Origin of the sequence: Pseudooceanicola spongiae, from assembly GCF_014899185.1 — a bacterium.
In the GTDB taxonomy this organism is placed as follows: domain Bacteria; phylum Pseudomonadota; class Alphaproteobacteria; order Rhodobacterales; family Rhodobacteraceae; genus Pseudooceanicola; species Pseudooceanicola spongiae.
Map to the genome: position 1 here is coordinate 880,643 of NZ_CP045201.1, position 24,732 is coordinate 905,374.

Sequence of the window (24,732 nt, forward strand, 5' to 3'; positions counted from 1 at the left end):
TCCAGTGGCTCCTGAGGTTGGGTGCAACAGTTTGACACGGCGATGTGAGGTGGGGCGCGGGTGACGCGCACGCGCGAACCGGGTAGGAGGGAGGCAATCCTAGGAGGGGTCATGTTCGGAATCGAGATCATGGATGCGGCGCTGATGCCCGCGATGCTGGTGGCGCTGCTGGCGGGGGTGGTGTCGTTCCTGAGCCCCTGTGTGTTGCCGATCGTGCCGCCCTACCTCGCCTATATGTCGGGCGTGTCGCTGAATGACATGGGGCGCAGGGGGGCACGGTCGCGCGCGTTGGTGCCGGCTCTGTTCTTTGTCATGGGCCTGTCGACGGTGTTTCTGTTTCTGGGCTTTGCGGCCTCGGCCATCGGGTCGGTGTTTCTGTCCTATCAGGGGTGGTTCAACACGATTGCCGGGGTGCTGGTGATGGTGATCGGGGCGCATTTCGTCGGGCTCTACCGCATCGGCTTTCTGGACCGCGAGGCGCGGCTGGATGCCGGGGATCGCGGCGGCAGTGCCTTTGGCGCCTATGTGCTGGGGCTGGCCTTTGCCTTTGGCTGGACGCCCTGCATCGGGCCGCAGCTGGGCGCGATCCTGTCGCTGGCGGCGCAGGAGGCCTCGCTGAGCCGCGGGACGCTGTTGCTGGCGGTCTATGCGGCGGGGCTTGGCATTCCGTTTCTGCTGGTCGCGGCCTTCCTGCCGAGCCTGACCGGGCTGATGGGCTGGATGAAGCGGCATATGGAGCAGATCGAGCGCGCCATGGGGCTGTTGCTCTGGACCATTGGCCTGCTGATGCTGACGGGCGGATTTTCGCGCTTCTCTTATTGGCTGCTTGAGACCTTTCCGGGTCTTGCCGTTCTGGGATAAGCCTCTACCTTTGCGAAAAGGTAAGAGTTTTCTGCGCCAAGGGACAGGACATGAGCCGAGACGCCACATTCCATTCCCGCGCTGAGAGCGGCCCTGACGGCGCAGACCCCGCGCCCGTGGTTTTGCGCCGTCAGGTGTTTTACATCCCCGGCTATGATCCGATCCATCCGCGCCGCTACCGTGAGCTCTACCGCAAGGAAGCGGCTGTGCAGGGCGCGATCTCGGGGTATGGCATCGGGGTCAAGGCGCGCCGGCGACGGGCGGCCTATGGCTGGCAGGTCAATGCCGAGATCGAAGGGCAGGCTGTCGAGGCGGATGTCGAGGTCATGCTCTGGTCCGATATCGTGCGCGACAGCATGGGGACCTCGATCGCCGGGACCTATCTGCAGCTGGCGCGCACGGCCTGGAGCTATGTCGCGTCGGGGGCGCTGCTGCGGCTGATGCGGCTGCGCAAGGGACCGGTGCTGGCGGCGCTCTATCCGGTGGGGTTTTTGCTGGCGCAGCTGCTGATTGCTGTGCTGATCGGCGGGCTGATCGGGGGCGTGTTCAACTGGGCTGCGCGCGGATCGCATCTGAACGGGCTGTCACCTTGGATCGGGATCGCGGTCGGGCTGGGCATCGTGCCGTTTGTGCTGGGCTGGTTCAAGGCGCGCGATGGTCGCTTTTACGCCTATTACCTGATGCATGACTATTCGTTCTCTGCACGCGACAAGGGCGCCTACCCGGAGCTGCTGGAGCAGCGTCTGTCCCAGTTTCGCACCCGCATTGAAGAGGCGCTGAGGGGCGATGCGCAGGAGGTGCTGGTGGTCGGGCATTCCTCTGGCGCGCATCTTGCGGTGTCGGTTCTGGCGGATCTGTTGCGGGTCGGGGGGCTGCCGGAGGGCGCTCCCGTGCTGTCGTTGGTCACGCTGGGGCAGGTGGTGCCGATGGTGTCGTTCCTGCCGGAGGCGAAGCGGTTGCGCCGCGACCTTGCCTATCTCAGCGCGCAGGATCGGGTGTTCTGGCTGGACGTCAGCGCGCCGGGCGATGGCTGTGCCTTTGCGCTGTGTGATCCTGTGGCGGTGACGGGGGTGGCCCCGGTGGACAAACGCTGGCCTCTGGTGATCTCGGCGGCATTTTCCCAGAGCCTGAGCCCGGAGAGATGGGCCGAACTGCGCTGGCGGTTCTTTCGCGTGCATTTTCAGTATCTTTGCGCCTTTGATCGCCCGAAGGATTACGACTATTTCCGCATCACCGCCGGGCCGCAGACGCTGGCGCAGCGCTATGCGGGACGGCCCGCGTCGCCGGGGCGGATCGAGCGGGCGGTGAACCGGCATACCTCGGTCGCGCCATGACGCCACCAAAGCCGCCCGCGCGTGAGGGGGCGGTGTCGCTCTGGCGGTATGCGCGGCTGTTTCGGGCGGATATCCTGTCGGCGCAGCCTGCGCGGCTCTATCGGGCGTGGATGGCGGAGTTTCGCACGCCGTTCTTCCGTTCGTTCTTGATCAATCAGCCGGAGCTGGTGAAACGGGTGCTGAAGGAGCGCCCCGGTGCCTTTCCCAAATCGGCGCGCGTGGGCGAGGGGTTGCGACCCCTGCTGGGCAATTCGGTGTTTCTGAGCAATGGCGCGACCTGGGAGCGTCAGCGGCGCATCATCGACCCCGCGTTTGAAGGGGGGCGGCTGCGTGTGCAGTTTCCCGCGATGCGCGACGCGGCGCAGGCCTGCGTGGCGCGCCTGGAGGCTGTTGCGGGAACAGAGGTGGAGATCGAGGCGGAGACGAGCCATGCGGCGGCAGATGTAATCTTTCGCACGCTGTTTTCGATCCCCATTGAGCATGCACAGGCGGGCGCGGTCTTCGATCAGTTTCGCGTCTATCAGCGGGCGCAGCCGGTGCTGAATCTTGCTGCGCTGCTGCCTGTGCCCCGGTGGATGCCGCGCTATTTTCCGCGCCGGGTGCGTCGGGCTGGCCGTGCGATCCGCGGTCTGATCCGGACTTTGGTCGAGGAGCGTTTGCGTGCGATCGAGGCCGGAGTGGCGCCGGACGATCTGGCGACCCGGATCATGACGACGCGCGATCCGGTGAGCGGCGAGACATTCGATGTCGAAGAGATGGTCGATCAGGTGGCGATCTTTTTCCTCGCCGGACATGAGACTTCTGCTTCGGCTCTGGCCTGGACGCTGTATCTGCTGGCGACGCATGAGGATTGGCAGGAGGCTGTGGCGGCCGAGGTTGCCTCGGCGCAAGAGTTGTCCTTTGCCGATCTGTCGCGGCTGGTGCTGACCCGGGACGTGTTTCGCGAGGCGTTACGGCTGTATCCGCCGGTGCCGATGATGGTGCGCGAGGCGGTTGAGCGTGATGTGTTTCGTGGGCGGGTGGTGCCTGTGGGCGCGCAGATCGTGCTGAGCCCCTGGCATCTGCATCGACATGAGCGGCTCTGGCCCGATCCGGATGCCTTCGATCCAGGGCGCTGGCAGAGCGAGGCCGGGCGGCTGGCACAGCGAGAGGCCTATATGCCGTTCTCCGCTGGGCCGCGGGTCTGTCCGGGGGCCGGGTTTGCCATGATCGAAGGCGTCGTGCTGCTGGCCGAGATCCTGCGGCGGTATCGAGTCGAGCCGGTGGTCGGTCGGGTGCCCGAACCTGTGGCGCATCTGACGGTGCGCAGTCGGACTGGCATCTGGCTGCGCCTTGTTCAGCGCGATCAGGGGGCGCTGCCCCCGCGCCTGGCGGCGCCCCCCGAAGTATTTGGGGCAAGATGAGAGAGCTCAGGCCCGCAGGGCGCTGCCGTCGGGATCAAAGCCGGTGTCGGTGAGGACGGTGGCGGGGCACATCTGACCGAGGATCTCGATCTCGGCAGTGGTGCCGGGACAGGCAAGGGCGGTTGGCAGAAAGCCGAAGGCGAGGCTTTTGTGCAGGTGGTGGGAATAGCCGCCGGAGGTGCAGAACCCGACCACGGTGCCGTCGTGCCAGATCGGCTCATAGGCCTGGACGTCGGCGTCGGTCGTGGTGACCTCGAAGGCGCAGAGCTTGCGGTTGGGGGGCGTGGTGCGCGCCGTCTCAGCAGCGGTGCGGCCGATGAAGGCCTCGGGTTTGGACCATTGGATGAAGCGGTCCAGGCCCGTTTCGGCCGGGGTGTAGTCTGGGGAGTATTCCCGCAACCAGGAGCCGAAGAGGCGGTCGAGGCGCAGCGACATCATGGCGCGCATGCCGAAGGGGTGCATGTCGTGCGGCTGGCCGGCTTGCCAGAGTGTCCACCAGAGGCTGCGTTGCGCCATGGGATCGGTGTAGATCTCGTACCCGAGATCGCCGGTGTAGGAGACGCGCTGGACGATGCAGTCGGCATTGCCGATGGTCATGCGCGCCACATCAAGGAAGCGCAGCGTGCTGACGTCCGACAGGGTACAGGCTTGCAGGACCTCTTTTGCTTTCGGACCCGCGATTTGGAATCCTGTGGAAAGGTCTGAAATATTCGTGACTTCCACGCCATCTTTGATGTTCTGCATGAACCATCGCAGGTGGTAGGCCTGGGCGGAGTAGCTGGCGGTCAGGCGGAACTCACGCTCTGACAGGCAGGAGATCGTGAAGTCGCCGATGATGCGGCCTGAGGGGGCGAGCATCGGCGAGAGCGAGATGCGGCCCGGTTTTGGCACGCGGCCCGCCATGATCGTGTTGAGCCAGCTGCGGGCGTTCGGCCCCGTGACGAGGTATTTCCCGAAGTTCTGAAGTTCATTGATTCCAACGGATTGGCGAACGGCTTTCACCTCTCGTGCGGTGGCTTGAAACGCGTTGGAGCGGCGGAAGGATGGGGTCTCGAACGTCGGCTCACCGCCTTGCGCGAAGTAGTTGGCGACTTCGAGTCCGTATTGCTGGCCCCAGACCGCACCAAGGTCGGAGAAGATGTCGTACATTGGCGTGGTGCGGAACGGGCGCGCGGCGGGAAGCTCTTCGTTCGGGTAGGAGACGGAGAAGCGTTTCTGATAGTTTTCAATGACTTTGGGCCGGGTGTAGCCCGGCGTGATCCAGGAGCCGAAGCGTGCCACGTCGAGGGCGGTGGTGTCGCGTTCGCATTCGCCCTCGATCATCCATTGCGCCAGCATCAGGCCGACACCGCCGCCTTGGCTGAACCCGGCCATGACGGCGCAGGCGCTCCAGTAATTGCGCAATCCGGGGACCGGGCCGACCAGCGGGTTGCCGTCGGGGGCGAAGGTGAAGGGGCCGTGGATGACGTTTTTCACGCCCGCCGTGGCCAGAACCGGGAAGCGGCGATAGGCAAATTCGATTGAGTCCGAGATCTTGTCGAGGTCGTCGGGCAGGAGTTCGTGGCCAAAGCTCCACGGGGTGCCGTTGACGGCCCAGGGCTTGGCGCGTTGTTCGTAAAAGCCGATGCAGAGGCCGCGGCCTTCCTGGCGCAGGTAGCTCTCGCCCGCCGGATCCATGACGTGGGGGTGTTCGCTAGGGCGTTGATATATTTCGGGAATATCGTCGGTGACGATGTAGTGATGCTCCATCGGGTGCAGCGGCAGATAGACGCCGGCCATCGCCGCGACCTCGCGCGCCCAGAGGCCGGCGGCATTGACGACGTGCTCGGCGTGGATGGTGCCCTTGTCGGTGACGACGTCCCATGTGCCGTCGCCGCGCTGGTTGGTCTCTCGCACCATGCAGTGGGTTTCGATCAACGCGCCGGCCATCTTGGCGGCGCGGGCATAGGCGTGAGTGGTGCCGGAAGGGTCGAGGTGACCGTCGAGGGGATCGTAGAGTGCACCGATGATGCCCTCGAGGTTGGTCACGGGGGCTATATCGCGGATCTCATCCGGCGTGACGATGCGGGTGTCGAGGCCCATGTGCCGGTGCTTGGCGCGTTCCGCCACCAGCATATCGAAGCGATCCTGTGTGTCGGCGAGAGTGACGCCACCAACGTGGTGCAAGCCGCAGGACATGCCGGTGATCTGCTCCAGCTCGCGGTAGAGGCGGATCGTGTAGCCCTGCAGCGCGGCCATATTGGTGTCGCCGTTCAGTGTATGAAACCCGCCCGCCGCATGCCAGGTCGAGCCGGAGGTCAGCTCCGAGCGTTCCAGCAGCATGACGTCGGACCAGCCGAGTTTTGTCAGGTGGTAGAGCACGGAACAGCCGACGACACCGCCTCCGATAACAACGACTCGGGTTGTGGTCTTCATGGGTCATGCTCCTGTGCTCTCTTCCTGGGATGCTGTGGGGGCTGAACGGGCAGAGCAAGCCTGATTGCGACAGGTCGTGTCGAATTTGACGGATGCCGCTGGGATTGGCCAAGGGCGGATAGGCTGGCGGCGCGTATTGGCTGAAATCCGGGCGATTTTCGGGCTTTGCGCATTAGTTTGCAAATTCAGTGCAGGCCTTTGCATATCTGCGAGGCACGATGGAGGTGCGCAGCTGAGGTCATGACGGCGCATCGTCGGGAAATGCAGACTTTCCCAAAGGCGAAAATGACTTACCTTGCGCAGGGCGACCCGAAAGCGGGGTCGGATCACAGCAGATACCAAAGGCAGGCCGACTGATGCTCCCATCCCTTTTGCGCAAGATGCACGAATTCTCGCGCCGCCTCGTGATCCGCGTCATGCTGATTGCCTTGCTGGCGGTGCTCTCGGTGGGCCTGGCAAAGCTCCTGTCCGGTCTGATCCCGGAAGCCTGGGACGGTCTGGTCGGCAAGGATGCTGTCGATCATATCCTGTCGATTATCGCCAACTCGATGCTGACGGTCACGACGTTTTCGCTGACGGTGATGGCGGCGGCACATCGCAACGTCAGCTCTCAGTGGACGCCGCGCGCGCACCAGATGCTGTTGCAGGACACCACGACGCATACGGTTCTGGCGACTTTCGTGGGTGCTTACCTCTATGCTTTGCTGGCGATCATTCTGCGCGATACCGGGATTTTCGTGCATCAGGGGCTGGCGGTGCTGTTTGGCATGACGATGCTGGTCGTCGCGATGATCGTGATCGCGATCATTCGCTGGATCTCGCATCTTGAGATGCTGGGCAGCCTGATCGAGACCTCGCAGAAGATCGAGGATCAGACCGCTGTCGCCTATGAAATGCGGGCCGAGTATCCCGCCCTCGGGGCACGTATACTGGATGTGGCGCAGATCCCTGAGAGCGCCTCAAATGTCTATGCGCATCAGACGGGCTATGTGCAGAAGATCTATCAGGATCTCTTGCAGGATGCGGCGAAGGACGCGGAGGCCTGTATCTGGTTGCTGCACCCGGTGGGCGGCTTCGTCCACAAGGGTCAGATTCTGGCGCGGGTCGACAGGGAGGGAGAGGCGCTGCTGGATACCGTGCGGCGCAACGTGGCCATCGGCAGTCTGCGCAACTTTGAGCAGGATCCGATCTTTGGCCTGATCTGCCTGTCTGAAATCGCCGTGCGGGCGCTGTCACCTGGGGTCAACGATCCGGGCACGGCTGTCGACATGATGCGGCGCATCACCCGCGTGCTGATGGATGTGAACGATCCGTTGAACGGCGCGGATCATGAGATCCTGCACGACCGGTTGTTCCTGCCAGAACTGGAGCGCGCCGAGCTGGTCTCGAGGCCTCTTGAGCCGATCCTGCACGATTGGAACCGCCGGCCGGAGATGTTGGAGGCGATGCACCAGACCCTCGATGCGCTGTCTGAGCATCACGATCCCGATGTCGCTGGCGCGGCGCGGAAATTGCGGGCCGAGACCTTCGCGGAGCAGATGAACGTCCCCCAGTAGAGCGTTGTTTTAAAATGATCTGCTGGGGGAGTGGGTTACTCTGTGGCGTCCATCAGGGGACGGATCTTGAGGCGTGTCAGACGGTTGTCCTTGCGCGCCGAGACTTCAAAACGGAAGCCGTGGAAGGCGAAGACCTGGCCGACTGTCGGGATCATCTGCGCCTCGTGGATGACCAGTCCGGCGATCGTGTTGGCCTCTTCATCGGGCAGTGACCATTCCATCGCCCGGTTGAGGTCACGGATCGTCATGGCGCCATCGACAAGGTAGTTGCCATCCTCGCCCGGGCGCACGACGTGATCGGCACCGGCGGGGTCGAATTCATCGGTGATCTCGCCGACGATCTCCTCAAGGATATCCTCAAGCGTCAGAAGACCTTGCAGCGAGCCGTATTCGTCAACCACCAGCGCGAAGTGGGTGCGCATGTGCAGAAACTGGCGCATCTGTTCGTCGAGCGTGGTGGTTTCGGGGACGAAGTAGGGCTTCATCATCACATCCGTCACCTTGAACTTGTCGAGCGCATTGGCGACGCTGCCGCCTTCGGTGCCCAGCTTGTAGATGGCGCGCAGCAGGTCCTTGGTGTGCAGGATGCCGATGATATTCTCGGGCTCGTTGCGGTAAACGGGCAGCCGGGTGTGGTTGGATTTCATGCATTGCGACAGGATATCGGCAGGGGCATCGGTGGCGTTGATCATCTCGATCTGGCTCCGATGCAGCATGATTTCCTCGACAGCACGGTCACTTAGGTCGAGCGCGCCGAGGATGCGATCACGGTCTTCCTTTTCGACCACGCCCTCGGAGTGACCCAGTTGCAGGGCACCGGCGATCTCTTCGCGCACGGCGAGGATCTGGCTGTCGGGGTCGGCGCGCACGCCAAACAGACGCAGCACCAGACGCACCAGCAGACGCACCGCACTGACCACCGGAGAGGCGATGGCGATGATGAAGGCGATGGGGGCGGCGACGCGGGCGGCGGCAACCTCGGCATTGGTGATGGCGTAGGTTTTCGGCAGCACCTCGGCGAAGATCAGCACCAGAAGCGTCATCACCAGCGTCGCCAGCGCCACGCCGCCATCGCCGAAAACGCCGGTGAACAGCGAGGTCGCGAGCGAGGTGGCGAGGATGTTCACCATGTTGTTGCCCAGCAGCACGGAGCCGATAAGCCGTTCATTATCCTCGGTTATTTTCAACGCTTTTTCGGCGCCGCGGCTGCCTTTGTCGGCAATGCTGCGCAGTTTGCCGCGCGAGGCGGCTGTCAGGGCGGTTTCCGAGCCGGAGAAAAAGGCCGAGAAGACAAGCAGCAACAGAATGCCGCCTGCGGTAAGCCAGAATGTACTGTCCATTGTTCCTGTTTCGACAAGAGCTGTCGCGCTGTCCATGAGAGTTCCTCTTCTTTGAAGGAGTTATGGGCATGGCGACGCCATGGTTCAAGTGGTGGTGCGGGGTGCGGCGGGCAGAGGCGCGCACAAAGGCGATTTCGCGAAAATCGGGCTGTCGGTATCTGGTCGGTATCGCGTCGGTATCCGGGCGGTGCGCCCAGAAGGGGCGCCGCGGTCTCAGGCGGGCTTGCGGTTGAGGGGATGGTGATCCTCGACGAGGTCGCGCAGGCGCTCCTCGACGACATGGGTGTAGATCTCGGTGGTGGCGAGGTCGGCGTGGCCGAGCAGTGTCTGGATGGCGCGCAGGTCCGCGCCGTTCTCCAGCAGATGCGTCGCGAAGGCATGGCGCAGACGGTGCGGTGTCACCTTGTCCGGCGCGATCCCGGCGGCGACGGCCATTTCCTTGATCAGCAGATAGAAGCGGTGCCGCGTCAGGTGGCCTTCCTTGGAGCGCGAGGCAAACAGGAAGCGCGAGGTCGGCTTGCCCTGAAGCTTGGCCAGCGCCTCGTCTTCGTCGCGCACACTCAGCCAGGCCTGCATCGCGTCTTTGGCATGATCGGAGAGCGGCACGAGGCGTTCCTTGTCGCCCTTGCCCTTGATCAGCAGCATGTCGGGCGCGCCGCGCACGGCGGCGACGGGCAGGGTGACCAGCTCGCTCACCCGCATCCCGGTGGCATAGAGCAGCTCCATCAGGCAGGTGTTGCGCAGGTGGTCGCGTGAGGAACGCCCCTGACTGCGCGCGGCGTCCAGCAGGGCGTCGACCTCGGACACCGAGAGGGTCTTGGGCAGGCTGCGGGCGCGGCCGGGGCCACGGATCTGGATCGCCGGATTGTCGGCGCGCCAGCCTTCTTCAAACGCGAAGCGGTAAAGCTGGCGGATGGAGGACAGACGCCGCGCCCGGGTGGCCTTGGAAAAGCCCTGCGCTTCGCAGTGGATCAGGTAGCCCTCGACCCCCGCGCGGTCGAGCGTCTGCCAACTGAGGCCGCGTGCGCCGAGCCAGTCCTGCGCGTCCTTGAGGTCGCGGCCATAGGCCAGCAGGGTGTTGCGCGCGGCCCCGGCCTCGGCGGCCTGTGCATCGAGGAAGGCGGAAATCCAGCGGTGATCGGGAGTGCCGGTCATGCTGCCTCAGCCCCGCCGTTCCAGCAGTAGCAGCTGCAGGGCGGCGCGGCGCGCGGTATCTTCAAGCCCAACGGCGCGGAAGGTGGCGAGGGCGTCGCCGGCATCCTTCATCTCGCCCGTCATGGCAGAGGCATAGAGGCGCATGGCACCAAGGATCGCCTCGCCCAACTGGCCGTTGTCGAGCTGACTTTGCAAACGTTGCGGCGGCCGGGCCGAGTTTGCAAACCCGGCGGCGACGATACGCGAGGCGGCGTTATAGGGCGGCGCACGGTCGGGGCGACCGGCGGCGAGGGCGATCAGGAAGGCCTCGGTGGTGTCGCGGGGGCTGAGGCCGCGCACGTTCGCCTCATACCCCGGGCCCAGCAGGGTCGCGGTGAAGGCGATGCGGCCCGCAGCCCCGGGAGCATCGGCATAGGCGGCCAGCGCCGGACCGTAGAGGCGGGCGAAGGGCTCTTCGAGCTGCGCGGCGACCATGGCCTGCCAGACATCGGGCAGCGCGGCGAGGACGGCGGCGCGATCGACGGGGTCGGCATTGATGGCGTTGTCGAAGCTCTGCACCGCCTCAACCCGGTCCCAGATCCCGCCGGAGGCCGAGGGGCGGCCATTTGTATAGACACCCAGCAGGTGATTTTCGGGCAGCGCACCGGTACGGGCAAGGCGTTCGGCGGCCTCAAGCTCGGCCTTCCAGCCGGTCAGGCCGCGCAGGTCCGACACGGCATAGGCGCGCGGCAGGGAGGCGGTGGAGAGCGGCTCGCCAATCGCCTCGGCCATGCGGAAAGAGAGCGGCGTGATGGTGGAGGGCGGCGGCAGGCGCACGGCATCCTCGTCCATATCGACGTTGAGAAAACGGGTCAGCAGGCGTTCCTCGGCCGGATCAAAGGCCCCGAGGGCGCGGGTGGTGTCGAGGATCAGCGCGGCGGTGTCCCACTGGCTTTCGCGCGCCAGACAGAAGATGCGGGCGGCCTGACCGGGGGCCAGACGCGGATCGGCAACCATCTGCTGGCAGGCCTCGGTCTCGGTCCCTGCGAGCAGCGACAGGTCGAACCAGCTGGCAAAGAGCGCGGGCGTGCGACTGGGGCCAGCACGCTCGATCAGGGCGAGGGCGGGGTCGACGGCGCCGAGATCGAGCAGCTTGGCAAGGCGCGCCAGCAACATCAGATCCTGATCGCTGGTGTCGGAGGGGGGCTCTCCCTCGGCCAGCAGCAGGGTGTAGAGCAGGGATTGCATCGCAGGCAGCTCGCTGACGTCGAGGCCGCGGATCAGGCGGATGACATCCGCGCTGCGCGAGGCCTGCCAGAGCGTCGTCGGCAGACCGGTGATCTTGGCGGGCAGCAGACCGACGGCGCCGACCTGCTGGGCATCAAGGGGCTGAGAGCTGACCACGGGAATATCGGCGCGCTGGCTGACGGGCGGCTCATCGCGGGTCATGGGATGCGGGTGCGCAGAGGACGCCGGGCGTTGCGCGGCGATGCTGCGCGCGGTGTTGGGCATCGTGCCGGAGAGCGGACCTGTGGCGGGCAGGCTGTTGAGCCAGTCGATGGCCGACATCGGGCCATGGCTCGAGCGGGCACGCGTGGTTTCGTTGAACGATGTGGGCTCGGCAAGGAGCGCGCCGCCGAGAGGGACGCAGACCAGCGCCGCCCAGAGGCCGAGGCGCGAGGCCCGGCCCACAGCGCGAAGGGTCAGGCCCCTGTGAGTGACCATCCTGTCATTGAACATCCAGCACCACAGGCGTTCGCATCTCTTGCACGGGAGGCGAAAAGTCCGCGCCAAGCCATGGTCCGACGTAGGCGTAGGCCACGAGGGCGATTCCCCCGAGGATAGCCAGATAAACCAGCCACTTGATAATGCGCAGCATAAAGATATTGCCCCATTCGTTTGTCCAATGGCCGAACTTATAACTGGCCTTTTTCGCAAGATCACGTCATTCAGGCCGGAAATCCGTTAAAAGGCAGGGCAGCGCCGACAGGCGCAATCGTGATGAGCTGGAAACTGAATAAAACTGTCGTCATGGTCGGCATGATGGGGGCGGGGAAAACCGCCGTAGGCAAGGCGCTGGCGCAGGTGCTGGACGTTGGCTTTCGCGATTCGGACGCCGAGATCGAGCTGGCTGCAAATATGAGCATCGCCGAGATCTTCGGCCGTGACGGAGAGAGCTTTTTCCGCGATCGCGAATCGCAGGTCATCGCGCGGATGCTGGAGGAGGAGCCCTGCGTCCTCTCGACCGGCGGCGGCGCTTTCATGAGCCCGGCGAACCGCAAGCTGATTTCGGAACGGGGCGTGTCGCTCTGGCTGAATGTCGATCTCGATCTGCTGTGGAGCCGGGTGAAGCACCGGGACTCACGCCCCTTGCTGAAGACGCCGAACCCGCGCGCGACGCTGCGCGGGCTGTATGAGACGCGGATGCCGATCTACGCCGAAGCCGACCTCGAAGTGCGGGCCGAGCCGCGCTACAGCGTGTCGGACATGGCGCGTCATGTGGTCACGGCGCTGGCACAGCGTCCGGATGTACTGGAGGCTGTATGATGCGGCATTTGCAGGAAAAATTGCGGGTTGAGCTGGGCGAGCGCGCCTATGATATCCTGATCGGGCCGGGCCTGCTGGCCGAAGCCGGGGGCCATATCGCGCCCTTGCTACGGCGCAAGAGGGTCGCCGTGCTGACGGATGAAACCGTGGCGGGACTGCACCTTGAAACGCTGAAAGACGGTCTGGCCTCGGCGGGGATCGAGATGGTCTCGCTGGCGCTGCCTGCGGGGGAAGCCACCAAGAGCTGGCCACATTTCACCCGTGCGGTGGAATGGCTTCTGGATCAGAAAGTTGAGCGAAACGATGTGGTTGTGGCCCTCGGTGGAGGTGTCATTGGCGACCTCGCGGGATTTGCGGCCTCGGTTCTGCGGCGCGGCGTGCGTTTCGTGCAGATCCCGACCAGCCTGCTGGCGCAGGTCGACAGTTCTGTCGGCGGCAAGACCGGGATCAACGCACCCCAGGGTAAGAACCTGATCGGCGCATTTCATCAGCCGAGCCTCGTTCTGGCCGATACCTCTGTGCTGGGAACGCTGAAACCGCGTGATTTCCTCGCGGGTTACGGCGAGGTCGTAAAGTATGGCATGCTCGGCGACGCGGCCTTTTTCGACTGGCTTGAGCGGATGGGCCCGGCACTTGCGGCCGGCGATATGGCGGCCCGTGTCGCCGCCGTCAAACGCAGCTGCCAGATGAAGGCCGAGATCGTGGTGCGTGACGAGACCGAGCAGGGCGATCGCGCGCGGCTCAACCTCGGGCACACGTTCGGCCATGCTCTGGAGGCTGCGACGGGGTATTCCGACCGGCTGCTGCATGGCGAAGGTGTGGCGATCGGCTGTGCTCTGGCGTTTGAGCTGTCGTCGAAGCTGGGCCTCTGTGCGCAGGAAGATCCCAGCCGCGTGCGGGCGCATCTGAAACAGATGGGCATGAAGGTTGACCTCAGCGATATTGCTGGCGATCTGCCGGATGCCGATGGGCTGCTGGCGCTGATGGGGCAGGACAAGAAGGTCGTCGATGGCCAGCTGCGCTTTATCCTGGCCCGTGGCATCGGCGAGGCCTTCGTCACCTCCGACGTGCCGGGGTCCGTGGTGCGCGACCTGCTGCAAGAGGCGCTGCGCGCCCGCTGAGGCCTTGCATTCCGACCCGCAAGGGGGTGTTGTCACGGTGTCATCATGCCGGGGCCGTGCCGCTCTCTCCCTGATCTGTACGCGCTTCTGGCCGGACGCAGCGACCGCTTGGCCCTGGACTTTGGGTTAAGGCTTTGCATGAGGAGTGTAGGGTAAGGTCAGGATATATTGGAGGAAAGATGTTCAAAGCTTTGCTGGTGGAGAAGGACGAGGGCGGCACTGTCACCGCCGCTGTGAAAGAGCTGAGCGAGGCGGATCTGCCGCATGGCGAGGTGCTGGTCGCGGTCGATTATTCGACGGTGAACTACAAGGACGGTCTGTGCCTGTCGCCTAATGGCGGCGGTTTGGTGCGTCATTATCCGCATGTGCCGGGCATCGATTTTGCTGGCACCGTCGAAGAGAGCAGCGATGATCGCTACGCCAAAGGCGATAAGGTCGTGCTGACCGGCTGGCGCGTTGGCGAGGCGCATTGGGGCGGCTATTCCCAGAAAGCGCGCGTCAAGGCCGACTGGCTTGTGCCGCTGCCAGAGGGGCTGAGCACGCGGGACGCGATGGCTGTCGGCACGGCTGGCTTTACCGCGATGCTGGCTGTCATGGCGCTGGAAGATCATGGGCTAACTCCCGAGAAAGGCGAGGTTCTGGTGACCGGTGCCGCGGGTGGCGTCGGGTCTGTCGCGACCGCGATCCTCGGGCATCTGGGTTATCAGGTGGCGGCCGTCACCGGGCGGCCGGAGACGGCTGAGTATCTGACGGCGCTCGGCGCGACGCGGATTGTCGCGCGCGGCGATCTGAACGAGACGGTCAAGCGTCCGCTGGAATCCGAAACCTGGGCGGGCTGCGTCGATGCGGTTGGCGGAGACATGCTGGCGCGCGTCCTCGGGCAGATGAAATATGGCGGATCGGTTGCGGCTGTCGGGCTGGCTGGCGGCGCGAAGCTGCCGACCTCCGTGGTGCCGTTTCTGTTGCGCGGTGTGAACCTGCTGGGCATCGACAGCGTTTTGCAGCCCTTTGCAAACCGTCAGCGCGCTTGGGCACGGGTGGCGCGTGATCTGCCGATGGATAAGCTGTCGGCGATGATCCAGCCGGCGGTCCTTTCGGATCTGCCGAGGCTCGGCGCGGATATTCTGGCGGGTCAGGTCAAGGGCCGCGTGCTGGTCGACGTAAACGCGTAACCGAAGGGAGTGCGCCTGATGTATAGCAAGATCCTCGTGCCTGTTGATCTGGCGCACCCCGACCGCTCATCCAAGGCGCTGGCGAGTGCCGCCGCCATGGCGCGCAGCTTTGCCGCTCAGGTGATCTGCGTCGGCGTCACCTCGGCGCTTGGTGGCGAGGTTGCCGCCGATCCGCGAGAGTTTGCAAACAAGCTTTCAGATTTTGCAAAGGGACAGGCGGAGGCGCTTGGTTGTGAGATCTCTGCGCATACGGTGATCAGCCGCGATATGGAGGTTGAGGTCGACCTTGAGCTGCTGAACGCCATTGAGCAGACCGGAGCCGATCTGATCGTGATGGCCAGCCATGCGCCGAAACTAACGGATCTGCTGTGGCCTTCGAACGGGGGCCGCGTTGCGAGCCATGCCAAGATTTCGGTCATGCTGGTGCGTTGAACGAGCCGACTCTGGGGACCAAGTTGCTGAGCTCGCTGCCTTTTGTGTCGCGCTTTGCAAGAGGCGGGACTCGGTTTTGCAGCCTTGACCCGGGGCGCAACGCGCTAGGTTCTGCTGCAATCTGTTGAGGAGCCTTCATGACCAATCCGACCTTGCTGTGGCTGCGGCGCGACCTGCGCCTGAGTGATCATCCGGCGCTGAGCGCTGCCGTGGCGCGGGGCGGGCCGGTGATTGCGGTGTTCATCCATGATGGCGGCGTCTCCGGCCTCGGGGCTGCACCGCGCTTTCGGCTCGGGCTTGGGCTGGCGGCTTTGCAGGGCGAGCTTGAAAGCAGGGGTCAGCGCCTGATCCTGCGGCGGGGGCCGGCGCGCGAGGTTCTGGAGGAACTGATTGCGGAAACCGGCGCCGATGCGGTCTATTGGTCGCGACTTTACGATCCTGAGGCAATCGACCGGGACAGTCGCATCAAATCAGCCCTCAAGGAGGCGGGTGTCGAGGCGCAGAGCTTTGCGGGGCATGTGCTGTTTGAACCCTGGGACGTGCAAACCGGGCAGGGCAGCTACTACAAGGTCTACTCGCCCATGTGGCGTGCGGTGAAGGATCGTGAGATCGCCGCGCCCTTGCACACGCCGGAGAAAATCCCGGCGCCCGAGAGCTGGCCGGAGAGCGAGACTTTGCAAAGTTGGCAGCTCGACTTTGCAATGCGGCGTGGCGGGCCCGTCGTCGCAAAGCATGTCGCGGCGGGAGAGGCGGCGGCGCAACAGGCTCTGGCCACTTTCGCCCAACGCCGGATCGAAAGCTATGGCACGCGGCGTGACTTTCCGGCCGAGGCAGCGACCTCGGATCTGTCGCAGCACCTCAGCCTCGGGGAAATCTCGCCCAGGCAGTGCTGGCATGCTGGGTTGCGCGCGCGAGAGGCGGGCAAGACGGGGGCAGAGACCTTTCTGAAGGAAGTGGTCTGGCGCGAATTTGCCTATCATCTGATGTATCACACACCGCAGATCCTGACCGAAAACTGGCGGTCTGAGTGGAACGATTTTCCCTGGAATGAGGATGCCGGCAGCGCCGAGGCACAGGCCTGGCAAAAGGGGCGCACCGGCGTGCCTTTTGTCGACGCGGCGATGCGCGAGATGTTCGTGACCGGGCGGATGCACAATCGTGCCCGGATGATCTGCGCCAGCTATCTGACCAAGCATCTGATGTGCCACTGGAGCATCGGAGCGGAGTGGTTTCGCGACTGTCTGGTGGATTGGGACCCGGCCTCGAACGCGATGGGGTGGCAATGGGCGGCGGGCTGTGGCCCGGACGCCGCGCCTTATTTCCGCGTCTTCAACCCCGAGACGCAGGCGGAAAAGTTCGACCGAGGCGGCCTCTACCGTCAGCGCTGGATTGCGGAGGGCGCAGAGGCGCCGAGTGAGACGAGCCTGAGCTATTTCGACGCCATCCCAAAGACTTGGGGTCTGAGCCCGCAGGATCCCTATCCCGCGCCGCTGATCGGGCTGAAAGAGGGGCGGGAACGGGCGCTTGAGGCCTATGCCGCGCTGAAAAGATGACAGAAAAATGACAAAAGGCTTTCGCAGCGCCGTGAGCTTGCTAGCATCGTGTGATCTGCCGAGAGGAATGATTAGATGAGCGCCAGTCCGCAAATTATGACTGACACCAAAGGGGAAACCGGCCTGCCGCGCTATTTTGCGCAGGTCTTTCACCTCGCCCGCGATCTGCAACATGGCCAGCTTGACTTTCAGCTCGCCGATGGTCGGGTGTTTCGGGCCGAGGGGCGCGCGCCGGGGCCGGTTGCCGTGCTGCAGGTTCACAACGACGATCTGTTCGCGCGGCTGATCCGCGAGGGCGATCTGGGGTTTTGCGATGCCTATCTTGAGGGCTGGTGGTCCTCGCCTGATTTGCAGGCGTTTCTGGACATGCTGCATGCGGACAACGATGCGATTTATGACGGGTTTCCCGGCATGGCGCTGGTGCGGGCCTTCGAGAAGGCGCGGCACTGGATGCGGCGCAATTCCAAGGCGCAGGCGAAGAAAAATATCTCGTATCACTACGATCTGGGGAATGAATTTTACAAGCTCTGGCTGGATGACAGCATGACCTATTCGTCGGCGCTATTCGAGGATCCGCAGATGAGCCTGGAGGCCGGGCAGCGGGCGAAATATGCCAGCATGGTGGACCGGATGGGCGTGAAACCGGGCGATCATGTGCTGGAAATCGGCTGCGGCTGGGGCGGGTTCGCCGAATATGCCGCGAAGGAACGCGGGCTGCGCGTGACGGGTCTGACGATCAGTCAGGAGCAGTTGAACTATGCGCGCGATCGCATTGAAAAGGCAGGACTTTCGGGGCAAGTTGATCTGAAGCTTCAGGATTACCGCGACGAACGCGGCAGCTATGACGGTATCGCCAGCATCGAGATGTTCGAGGCAGTGGGCGAACGCTACTGGCCGGTCTATTTCGAGACGTTGAAGCGGTGTCTGAAGCCGGGGCGCGACGCGGTTCTGCAGATCATCACCGTGCAGGACAAACGCTGGGATACCTACCGCAAGGGCGTTGATTTCATTCAGAAACACATCTTTCCCGGGGGCATGTTGCCAAGTCCGTCGGTGCTTCAGGCGGAGGTCATCAAGGCGGGCTTGCTGGTCAAGGGATCGGTGGAGTTTGGCGACAGTTACAGCCAGACCCTGCGGCGTTGGCATGATTCCTTCAACGAAAAGTGGGAGGATGTCGCCGAGATGGGATTCGACGACCGGTTTCGCCGGATGTGGAATTTCTATCTGACGGCCTGTGCCGGGGCGTTTGCGGGCGGCAATTGTGACGTGACCCAGATTACCGTGTCGCGCGCCGCCTGAGGAAAGGGGCCGCCTGATCACAGGGCCCACCTGTTGGGGCCAGCTGATCACGGGCAAGTCACCGCCGGATCGGGCTCTGCGCCCGGTTTGCGGTTGTGCCTGACCTCGGCTTTGGACAACACAACGGGCAGCGAGCGGGGCGCACCCGGCGCAACCCAATTGCTTCAGGAGGTTCTGTGGCCACTCATCTGTTTCTGTTCGGTACGTTGCGCCATGCGCCCCTGCTGGAAATCGTCGCCGGATCGCTGCCCGTGACCGAAGGCGCCGTGCGCGAAGGCTACCGGATTGCGCCTTCGGGCAATGGCGACTGGCCGGTGCTGGTGCAGGAACCGGGTGCGATGGCGCATGGGTTGCTGATCCGTGATATCGCGCCAGACGTGCTGGACCGGCTGCGGCACTACGAATCCGCCTATGACATGCATCTGGAAAAGGCGCAGGTCACTGTCGGGCAGGAGACGGTTGCGGTCGATGTCTTCGTGCCCGGCACGCCGTCGATGGTTGAGCCTGGGGTCTGGGATCTGCGGGCCTGGGTGGCGCGGCGCGCGGCGCTTGATTGTCTGTCCGCGGCCGAGATCATGCGGCTCTGGGGGCGGTTCTGTGGTGATGAGCTGCGCTTTCGCGTCGGCCAGATCGAGGCGCGGGCCGGCTCGCGTATCCGCGCCCAGACCACGCCGCCGCCGCATGTCGTGGGGCAGGGTCCGAAGACCCCTCAGGCGCAGGTGCTGAGCCAGTTTGATGATCATGCGGGCTATTTCTTCACCCGCACGTTTGATCTGCAGTATGCGACCTTTGCGGGCGGCACCTCGGATGTGGTGCGGCGCGAGGTGTTTCTGGCGCCGGATGCGGCGATTGTGCTGCCCTATGATCCGGTGCGCGACCGGGTGCTGCTGGTCGAACAGTTCCGCATGGCGCCGTTTGCGCGTGGCGAGGCGCTGCCCTGGATGCTGGAGCCTGTCGCGGGCCGTGTCGATCCCGGCGAAACCCCGGAGGAATGCGCGCGCCGCGAGGCGGTGGAGGAGGCGGGGCTGGACCTGCGCGCCCTGCATCACGTGGCCTCGTGCTATCCGACGCCGGGGTGTTCGACCGAGTATTTCCACATCTATCTGGGGGTTTGCGACCTGCCGGATGTCGAAACTGCCAGCCACGGCCTTGAGGAAGAACATGAGGACATCCGGACCCATGTTTTGAGTTACGACGCCGCGATGGAACTTGTGTCCAGCGGCGAGGCGCAGAATGCGCCGCTTATCCTGTCGCTGATGTGGCTTTCGGGCAAGCGGTCCCTATTGCGGGGCGCTGCTTGAGTTGAGGCTAAGGCCCGGATACATCAGGGCCAAAGGTAACGTAGAAGGAAGACCTCGATGCAATTCGCCAAGGATCTGGCCAGCGCTGTTGGCAATACGCCGTTGATCAAGTTGCGCCGCGTCAGCGAGGAGACCGGATGCACCATTCTCGGCAAGGCCGAGTTTCTGAACCCCGGCCAGTCGGTCAAGGATCGCGCGGCGCTTTATATCATCCGCGACGCGGTGGCGCGTGGCGATCTCAAGCCCGGCGGCACGATTGTCGAGGGCACGGCGGGCAACACCGGCATCGGTCTGGCGCTGGTCGGGGCCTCGATGGGGTTCAAGACCGTCATCGTCATCCCTGAGACGCAGAGTCAGGAAAAGAAGGACATGTTGCGCCTTGCCGGGGCCGAGCTGGTGCAGGTGCCCGCGGCGCCTTATCGCAACCCCAACAACTTCGTGCGCTATTCGCAGCGTCTGGCCGAGAACCTGGCCAAGACGGAAAAGAACGGTGTGATCTGGGCCAACCAGTTCGACAATATCGCCAACCGGCAGGCTCATATCGAGACGACCGGCCCGGAAATCTGGGAACAGACCGATGGTAAGGTTGATGGCTTTACATGCGCCGTCGGCTCGGGGGGGACGCTGGCGGGCACCGCGATGGCGCTGCAGCCCAAGGGCGTGAAGATCGCGCTGGCGGACCCGATGGGGGCGTCCTTGTACAGCTATTACACCACCGGGGAGCTGGCGGCAGAGGGCTCATCGATCACCGAAGGCATCGGGCAGGCGCGCATCACCGCCAACCTTGAAGGCTTCACGCCCGATTTCTCGTACCAGATCCCCGACGCCGAGGCGCTGCCTTATGTCTTTGATCTGCTGTCCGAAGAGGGTCTTTGCCTCGGTGGGTCCTCTGGCATCAACGTGGCGGGCGCGGTGCGTCTGGCGCGCGAAATGGGCCCGGGCCACACCATCGTGACGATCCTGTGCGATTATGGCACGCGCTATCAGTCGAAACTGTTCAACCCCGACTTCCTGCGCGAAAAGGGTCTGCCGACCCCAAGCTGGATGACAGAGGCGCCGCGCTCCATCCCCGGCGTCTTCACCGAGTAAGAGGCCAAGATGACCGGTTCCCGCAGTCGCGTGATCCGCAGAGCTTTCCCGATCCGGGCTCTGCTGATGGCAAGTTTCATACTGGCACTGATTGCGGGGCCGGGCGCGGGCGTTCTGTCGCCCGGCACGGCTTATGCCCAGACCGATGCGGCGGTGACCAGTTCGGCGCCGCTGACCGATGCCGATTACAAGGAATGGGAAAAGGTCGCGGACCGCGCGGAAGAGGCCATTCAGGCCAACCGTGTGTCGGATGCGGCGCTTGAGGAGCTGCGGGTCGAGCTGGTGGACTGGCGCGCGCGCTTTGACGCGAACCACACCGATACCTCGGCAGCGGCCAGCGCGGTGCAGGCCCAGCTGGACACGCTGGGTGCCCCCCCGGCGGAGGGCCAGGAAGAAGCCCCCGAGATTGCCTCGCAACGGGCCTCGCTGAACGACAAGCTGGCCGAGATTCAGGCGCCATCGCGCCGGGCCGAACTGGCGCATAGTCAGGCGGATGCTCTGGTGCGCTCGATCGACAGCATGCTGCGCGCGCGTCAGACGGATGCGCTGCTGGAGCTGGGACCGGCCCCGATCGATCCGACCAAATGGCCCACGGCCGTCACCGATTTGTCGAGCTATGTCGTCTCGATGGCCGAGGGCGCGCGTGAGGCCTGGGGCAATCAGAAAAAACGCGATGCTTTTGTCAAGAACCTGCCGGTGCTGCTGGGTCTGGTGGCCCTTGCACTGCTGCTGGTGCTGCGTGGGCGCAGCTGGTTTGAACGTCTGGCGTTCCGGCTGGTGGCCAAGGACCGTTCGGCGGCGCGCTGGCTGATTTCGTTTGTCGTGTCGCTGGGGCAGTTCATCATTCCGACCGGCGGGGCCTTCATGATCGCGGGGGCCATCACTGGCAGCGGCGTTGCCGGTGCGTCGATTGATGCTCTGGCGCCGGCGCTGCCTGCGGCGCTGTTCCAGCTGTTCTTCTCGCGCTGGATCGGGAACAACATCTTTCCGCAGTCCGAGACCGGCGATCTGCCGCTGGAGCTGAGCACGGCTCAACGGCGCGAGGGGCGGCTTTATGCCTTGGCCTTCGGGATTCTGCTGGCGGCCGATACGCTGCTGAGTGCCGCCGGAACCGCTGCGGGCTGGGACGCTGCGACCCATAACGTGCTGCACTTCCCCATTGTCGCCCTGATCGGCCTGTTTCTGCTGCGGATTTCGCGGTTCATGGTGGTCCATGCCCGTGCCGACCAGAGCGAGAGCGAAGACCGGTCCTTCCGCCGTCACCTGATCATCCTGCTGGCGCGTGTTGTCAGCGTCATGGCGATCGTTGGCCCGCTGCTTGCGGCCGTGGGCTATTTCAAGGTCGGCAGTTCGTTCTCGATCCAGACCTTGCAGTCGCTGATGCTGATCGCGCTGCTGATGGGCCTGCAGAAGCTGACCGAGGAATTGTATGTCCTGATCACCCGCGACCGTGCCGGGGTGGCCGATGCGCTCTGGCCGGTTCTGGCGGGGTTTGTCTTTGCATTGATGTCCTTGCCGGTCTTTTCGCTGATCTGGGGGGCACGCGCCACGGATCTTGCGGAAATCTGGTCTGAGTTCAAAGGCGGCTTCAGCATTGGCGAGACCCATATCTCGCCCGGGGATTTTGTCACCTTCGTGATCGTCTTCGGGATCGGCTATGCCTTTACCCGCGTCATCCAGGGGGCGCTGAAAACCACCGTTCTGCCGAAGACCAAGCTGGATATCGGCGGGCAGAATGCGGTTGTGTCGGGGCTTGGCTATATCGGGATGTTCCTAGCGGCGCTGACGGCGATCACCACGGCGGGCATCGACCTCAGCTCTCTGGCGATTGTCGCGGGGGCGCTGTCGGTCGGCGTCGGTTTCGGGCTGCGCACCATCGTGGAGAACTTCGTTTCGGGGATCATCCTGCTGGTGGAGCGGCCGATTTCGGAGGGCGACTGGATCGAGGCGGGCGGCCAGATGGGTTTTGTGCGCAATATCTCGGTGCGCTCGACCCGGATCGAGACGTTTGACCGCACGGATGTGATTGTGCCGAACGCCGATCTGATTTCCGGCGTCGTTACCAACTGGACCCGGGGCAACATGATCGGGCGGCTGATCGTCAAGGTTGGCGTTGCCTATGGCAACGACACCCGCCGCGTGCAGGACATCCTGCAGGAGATCGCGGAGGCCCAGCCGCTGGTGCTGCTGAACCCGCCGCCGGGGATCATCTTCAACGGCTTCGGCTCGGATTCGCTGGATTTCGAGATGCGGATGATTCTGCGCGACATCACCCAGATGCTGGTGGTGCAGACCGAGGTGAACCACCAGATCGCGGAGCGCTTCAAGGCCGAGGGTATCGAGATACCCTTTTCACAGCGCGATATCTGGCTGCGCAACCCCGAGACGCTGTTTCAGGGCAAGGGCCCGGTCTCTGTGTCGCCGCCTGAGGAACCGGCCTCCAAACCCGCGCCTGTGGCGCATCATGACCATAGTCCCACAGGAGAGCGTGCCCCGGCGCATATGCGCGATCGCGACACCGATCACGACGGCGATACGGACGGCGACGGCGACGCGGATCGCTGACGCCGGAGGGGCAATTTCGCTCTGAAAATCAAGCTCCTGCGCGCCGCAGAAAAATGGCGCGCAGGAAAGCGACAAAAAAGCAAAAATAGCTGTTGAACTCCAACCGGTTCCGACGCTAAAGAGACCCCCACGGAGAGGTGGCCGAGTGGTCGAAGGCGCACGCCTGGAAAGTGTGTAGGCGGGAGACCGTCTCCAGGGTTCGAATCCCTGTCTCTCCGCCATTACCCCTGAAATGACCCGCTGACCCCGCCCTTAGGGGCTGGCTTTTGCGTGGGCGTTCAGAGGGTTGATGGCGTTTGCCGGGATTTGGCGCGGGACGGGATCACAGCAGCTTTTCGATCTCCTGCGCGCTCAGCACCTTGCCGGCGGAGACCAGCTTTTCATCAATCACCAGTCCCGGCGTCGACATCAGCCCATAGGCTGCGATCTGCGCGATATCGGTGACCTTGACGATCTCGGCCTGTTTGCCGGCCGAGCGCGCTGCGGTCTGGGCATTGGTCCCGAGGGTGAGGCATTTCTTGCAGCCGGAGCCGAGGATCTTGATGATCATGGGACGCGTTTCCTTTCAGAGAAACAGAGGTGTGAGGGCGTTGAACAGCACGCCGATGCCGAGGATCCCGCCGGTCACGACCACCAGAAACAGCACCAGCAGGGGCGTCTTGACGACACGCCTGAGCATGATGATCGAGGGCAGCGACAGCGCCGTCACGGCCATCATGAAGGCCAGAACCGTGCCAAGACCGGCCCCCTTGGTCACCAGAGCCTCGGCAATCGGCAGGGTGCCGAAGATATCGGCGTACATCGGGATACCGATCAGCGTGGCCAGCGGCACCGACCACCAGTTGCCCTGACCCAGCAGCGCCGTGATCGTGGTGGCGGGGATCCAGTTGTGAATCACCGCACCGATGCCGACCCCGATCAGGATGTAGGGCCAGACGCGATGCACGATCTCGGTGACCTGATCGCGGGCGAAGGCGAGACGCTCGGCGCGGGTCATGCTCTGGTCGGTGTCGCTCACGGGGGTGGTGCGCACGAAGTCTGCCACCTGATCCTCCATCCCGGCGCGCCCGATTAGGGTGCCGCCCACCACGGCGATCACCAGACCGACGGCGACATAGGCCAGCGCGATCGGCCAGCTGAAGATCGAGGCGAGCAGGATGACCGAGGCGAGGTCCACCAGCGGCGAGGAAATCAGGAAGGAAAAGGTGATGGCCAGAGGCAGGCCCGCTGCGGTGAAGCCGATAAAGATCGGGATCGACGAACAGGAACAGAAGGGCGTGATGGTGCCCAGCAGCGCGGCAAGGGTGTTGGCCCAGAGGCCGGAACGGCCCCCGAGGATGCGGCGGGTGCGTTCGGGTGGAAAAAAGCTCTGAACGTAGGAAATTGCGAAGATCAGAACCGATAGCAGCAGGAAGATCTTCAGCACGTCATAGACGAAGAACTGCACCGACCCGCCAAGGCGCGTGGCGGGGTCGAGACCGACAGCCGAGACCGAGGAGGTGACAAGATCCGACAGCCATTGCATCCTGAGCAGCTGATCATTCAGCCAGCCAAAGAGGCTCAAGTCCGTGTCTCCGGGGGGCGGGGCGGTGTGGGCAGGACTGTGGGGC

General features: G+C 64.1%; 19 protein-coding genes and 1 tRNA gene. 14 read left to right on the top strand and 6 right to left on the bottom strand.

Annotation, left to right across the window (positions count from 1 at the left end; all coding sequences use genetic code 11):
• Positions 1 to 111 precede the first annotated feature (111 nt).
• Genes F3W81_RS04155 through F3W81_RS04165 form a run of 3 tightly spaced genes read left to right on the top strand, consistent with a single transcriptional unit; the run spans position 112 to position 3,598 of the window.
• Positions 112 to 861, top strand: a complete 750-nt coding sequence (locus tag F3W81_RS04155) for a cytochrome c biogenesis CcdA family protein (protein WP_193082401.1) — start codon at positions 112 to 114, stop codon at positions 859 to 861.
• Between the two features lie 50 nt (positions 862 to 911).
• Entirely contained in the window at positions 912 to 2,195 is a 1,284-nt protein-coding gene (locus F3W81_RS04160) for a hypothetical protein (protein ID WP_226941848.1), read from the top strand.
• Entirely contained in the window at positions 2,192 to 3,598 is a 1,407-nt protein-coding gene (locus F3W81_RS04165) for a cytochrome P450 (protein ID WP_193082402.1), read from the top strand. Before F3W81_RS04160 ends, F3W81_RS04165 begins: the two co-directional genes overlap by 4 nt.
• A 6-nt stretch (positions 3,599 to 3,604) precedes the next feature.
• Here F3W81_RS04165 and F3W81_RS04170 read toward each other — a convergent pair whose 3' ends face one another.
• Positions 3,605 to 6,013: a GcvT family protein gene (locus F3W81_RS04170; protein WP_193082403.1), complete on the bottom strand. Its 2,409-nt coding sequence runs from the start codon at positions 6,011 to 6,013 to the stop codon at positions 3,605 to 3,607.
• Positions 6,014 to 6,369: 356 nt separating this feature from the next.
• Between F3W81_RS04170 and F3W81_RS04175 the strand changes: the two genes are divergently transcribed.
• The gene (locus tag F3W81_RS04175) at positions 6,370 to 7,569 is read left to right on the top strand and encodes a DUF2254 domain-containing protein (RefSeq protein ID WP_193082404.1); all 1,200 of its coding nucleotides are present in this window, start codon (positions 6,370 to 6,372) and stop codon (positions 7,567 to 7,569) included.
• Between the two features lie 35 nt (positions 7,570 to 7,604).
• On the opposite strand, the gene F3W81_RS04180 is transcribed toward F3W81_RS04175, so the two are convergent.
• The 3 genes from F3W81_RS04180 to F3W81_RS04190 all read right to left on the bottom strand — a co-directional run bounded on the left by F3W81_RS04180 (position 7,605) and on the right by F3W81_RS04190 (position 11,768).
• Positions 7,605 to 8,945: an HlyC/CorC family transporter gene (locus F3W81_RS04180; protein WP_193082405.1), complete on the bottom strand. Its 1,341-nt coding sequence runs from the start codon at positions 8,943 to 8,945 to the stop codon at positions 7,605 to 7,607.
• Positions 8,946 to 9,122: 177 nt separating this feature from the next.
• Complete coding sequence (locus F3W81_RS04185) at positions 9,123 to 10,064, bottom strand: site-specific tyrosine recombinase XerD (RefSeq protein WP_193082406.1); 942 nt, start codon at positions 10,062 to 10,064, stop codon at positions 9,123 to 9,125.
• 6 nt (positions 10,065 to 10,070) lie between these two features.
• The gene (locus F3W81_RS04190) at positions 10,071 to 11,768 is read right to left on the bottom strand and encodes a hypothetical protein (RefSeq protein WP_193082407.1); all 1,698 of its coding nucleotides are present in this window, start codon (positions 11,766 to 11,768) and stop codon (positions 10,071 to 10,073) included.
• Positions 11,769 to 12,044: 276 nt separating this feature from the next.
• Here F3W81_RS04190 and F3W81_RS04195 point away from each other — a divergent pair, with 276 nt between their 5' ends.
• The 10 genes from F3W81_RS04195 (at position 12,045) to F3W81_RS04240 (ending at position 23,343) form a co-directional block, all read left to right on the top strand.
• The gene (locus F3W81_RS04195) at positions 12,045 to 12,590 is read left to right on the top strand and encodes a shikimate kinase (protein ID WP_193082408.1); all 546 of its coding nucleotides are present in this window, start codon (positions 12,045 to 12,047) and stop codon (positions 12,588 to 12,590) included.
• The gene (gene aroB / locus F3W81_RS04200; RefSeq protein WP_193082409.1) at positions 12,587 to 13,711 is read left to right on the top strand and encodes a 3-dehydroquinate synthase; all 1,125 of its coding nucleotides are present in this window, start codon (positions 12,587 to 12,589) and stop codon (positions 13,709 to 13,711) included. The genes F3W81_RS04195 and aroB overlap by 4 nt, the downstream gene beginning before the upstream one ends.
• Before the next feature lie 179 nt (positions 13,712 to 13,890).
• Positions 13,891 to 14,883, top strand: coding sequence for an acryloyl-CoA reductase (gene acuI, locus F3W81_RS04205; RefSeq protein ID WP_193082410.1), 993 nt, complete (start codon positions 13,891 to 13,893; stop codon positions 14,881 to 14,883).
• Positions 14,884 to 14,901: 18 nt separating this feature from the next.
• Positions 14,902 to 15,315 carry a universal stress protein gene (locus F3W81_RS04210; RefSeq protein ID WP_193082411.1) on the top strand — a complete coding sequence of 138 codons (414 nt, stop codon included), beginning with the start codon at positions 14,902 to 14,904 and terminating at the stop codon, positions 15,313 to 15,315.
• A gap of 137 nt (positions 15,316 to 15,452) precedes the next feature.
• Positions 15,453 to 16,868 carry a cryptochrome/photolyase family protein gene (locus F3W81_RS04215; RefSeq protein WP_193082412.1) on the top strand — a complete coding sequence of 472 codons (1,416 nt, stop codon included), beginning with the start codon at positions 15,453 to 15,455 and terminating at the stop codon, positions 16,866 to 16,868.
• A gap of 75 nt (positions 16,869 to 16,943) precedes the next feature.
• Positions 16,944 to 18,167 carry an SAM-dependent methyltransferase gene (locus F3W81_RS04220; RefSeq protein ID WP_193082413.1) on the top strand — a complete coding sequence of 408 codons (1,224 nt, stop codon included), beginning with the start codon at positions 16,944 to 16,946 and terminating at the stop codon, positions 18,165 to 18,167.
• Between the two features lie 176 nt (positions 18,168 to 18,343).
• Positions 18,344 to 19,468 carry an NUDIX domain-containing protein gene (locus F3W81_RS04225; RefSeq protein WP_193082414.1) on the top strand — a complete coding sequence of 375 codons (1,125 nt, stop codon included), beginning with the start codon at positions 18,344 to 18,346 and terminating at the stop codon, positions 19,466 to 19,468.
• Between the two features lie 57 nt (positions 19,469 to 19,525).
• Positions 19,526 to 20,557, top strand: a complete 1,032-nt coding sequence (locus F3W81_RS04230) for a cysteine synthase A (protein ID WP_193082415.1) — start codon at positions 19,526 to 19,528, stop codon at positions 20,555 to 20,557.
• Positions 20,558 to 20,566: 9 nt separating this feature from the next.
• Positions 20,567 to 23,122, top strand: a complete 2,556-nt coding sequence (locus tag F3W81_RS04235) for a DUF3772 domain-containing protein (protein ID WP_226941849.1) — start codon at positions 20,567 to 20,569, stop codon at positions 23,120 to 23,122.
• A gap of 131 nt (positions 23,123 to 23,253) precedes the next feature.
• Positions 23,254 to 23,343, top strand: a tRNA-Ser gene (locus F3W81_RS04240).
• A 101-nt stretch (positions 23,344 to 23,444) separates the two neighbouring features.
• Here F3W81_RS04240 and F3W81_RS04245 read toward each other — a convergent pair.
• On the bottom strand, positions 23,445 to 23,672 hold the full coding sequence (locus F3W81_RS04245) for a thioredoxin family protein (RefSeq protein WP_193082416.1): 228 nt from the start codon (positions 23,670 to 23,672) through the stop codon (positions 23,445 to 23,447).
• A gap of 15 nt (positions 23,673 to 23,687) precedes the next feature.
• On the bottom strand, positions 23,688 to 24,686 hold the full coding sequence (locus F3W81_RS04250; protein WP_193082417.1) for a permease: 999 nt from the start codon (positions 24,684 to 24,686) through the stop codon (positions 23,688 to 23,690).
• Between the last annotated feature and the right edge of the window lie 46 nt (positions 24,687 to 24,732).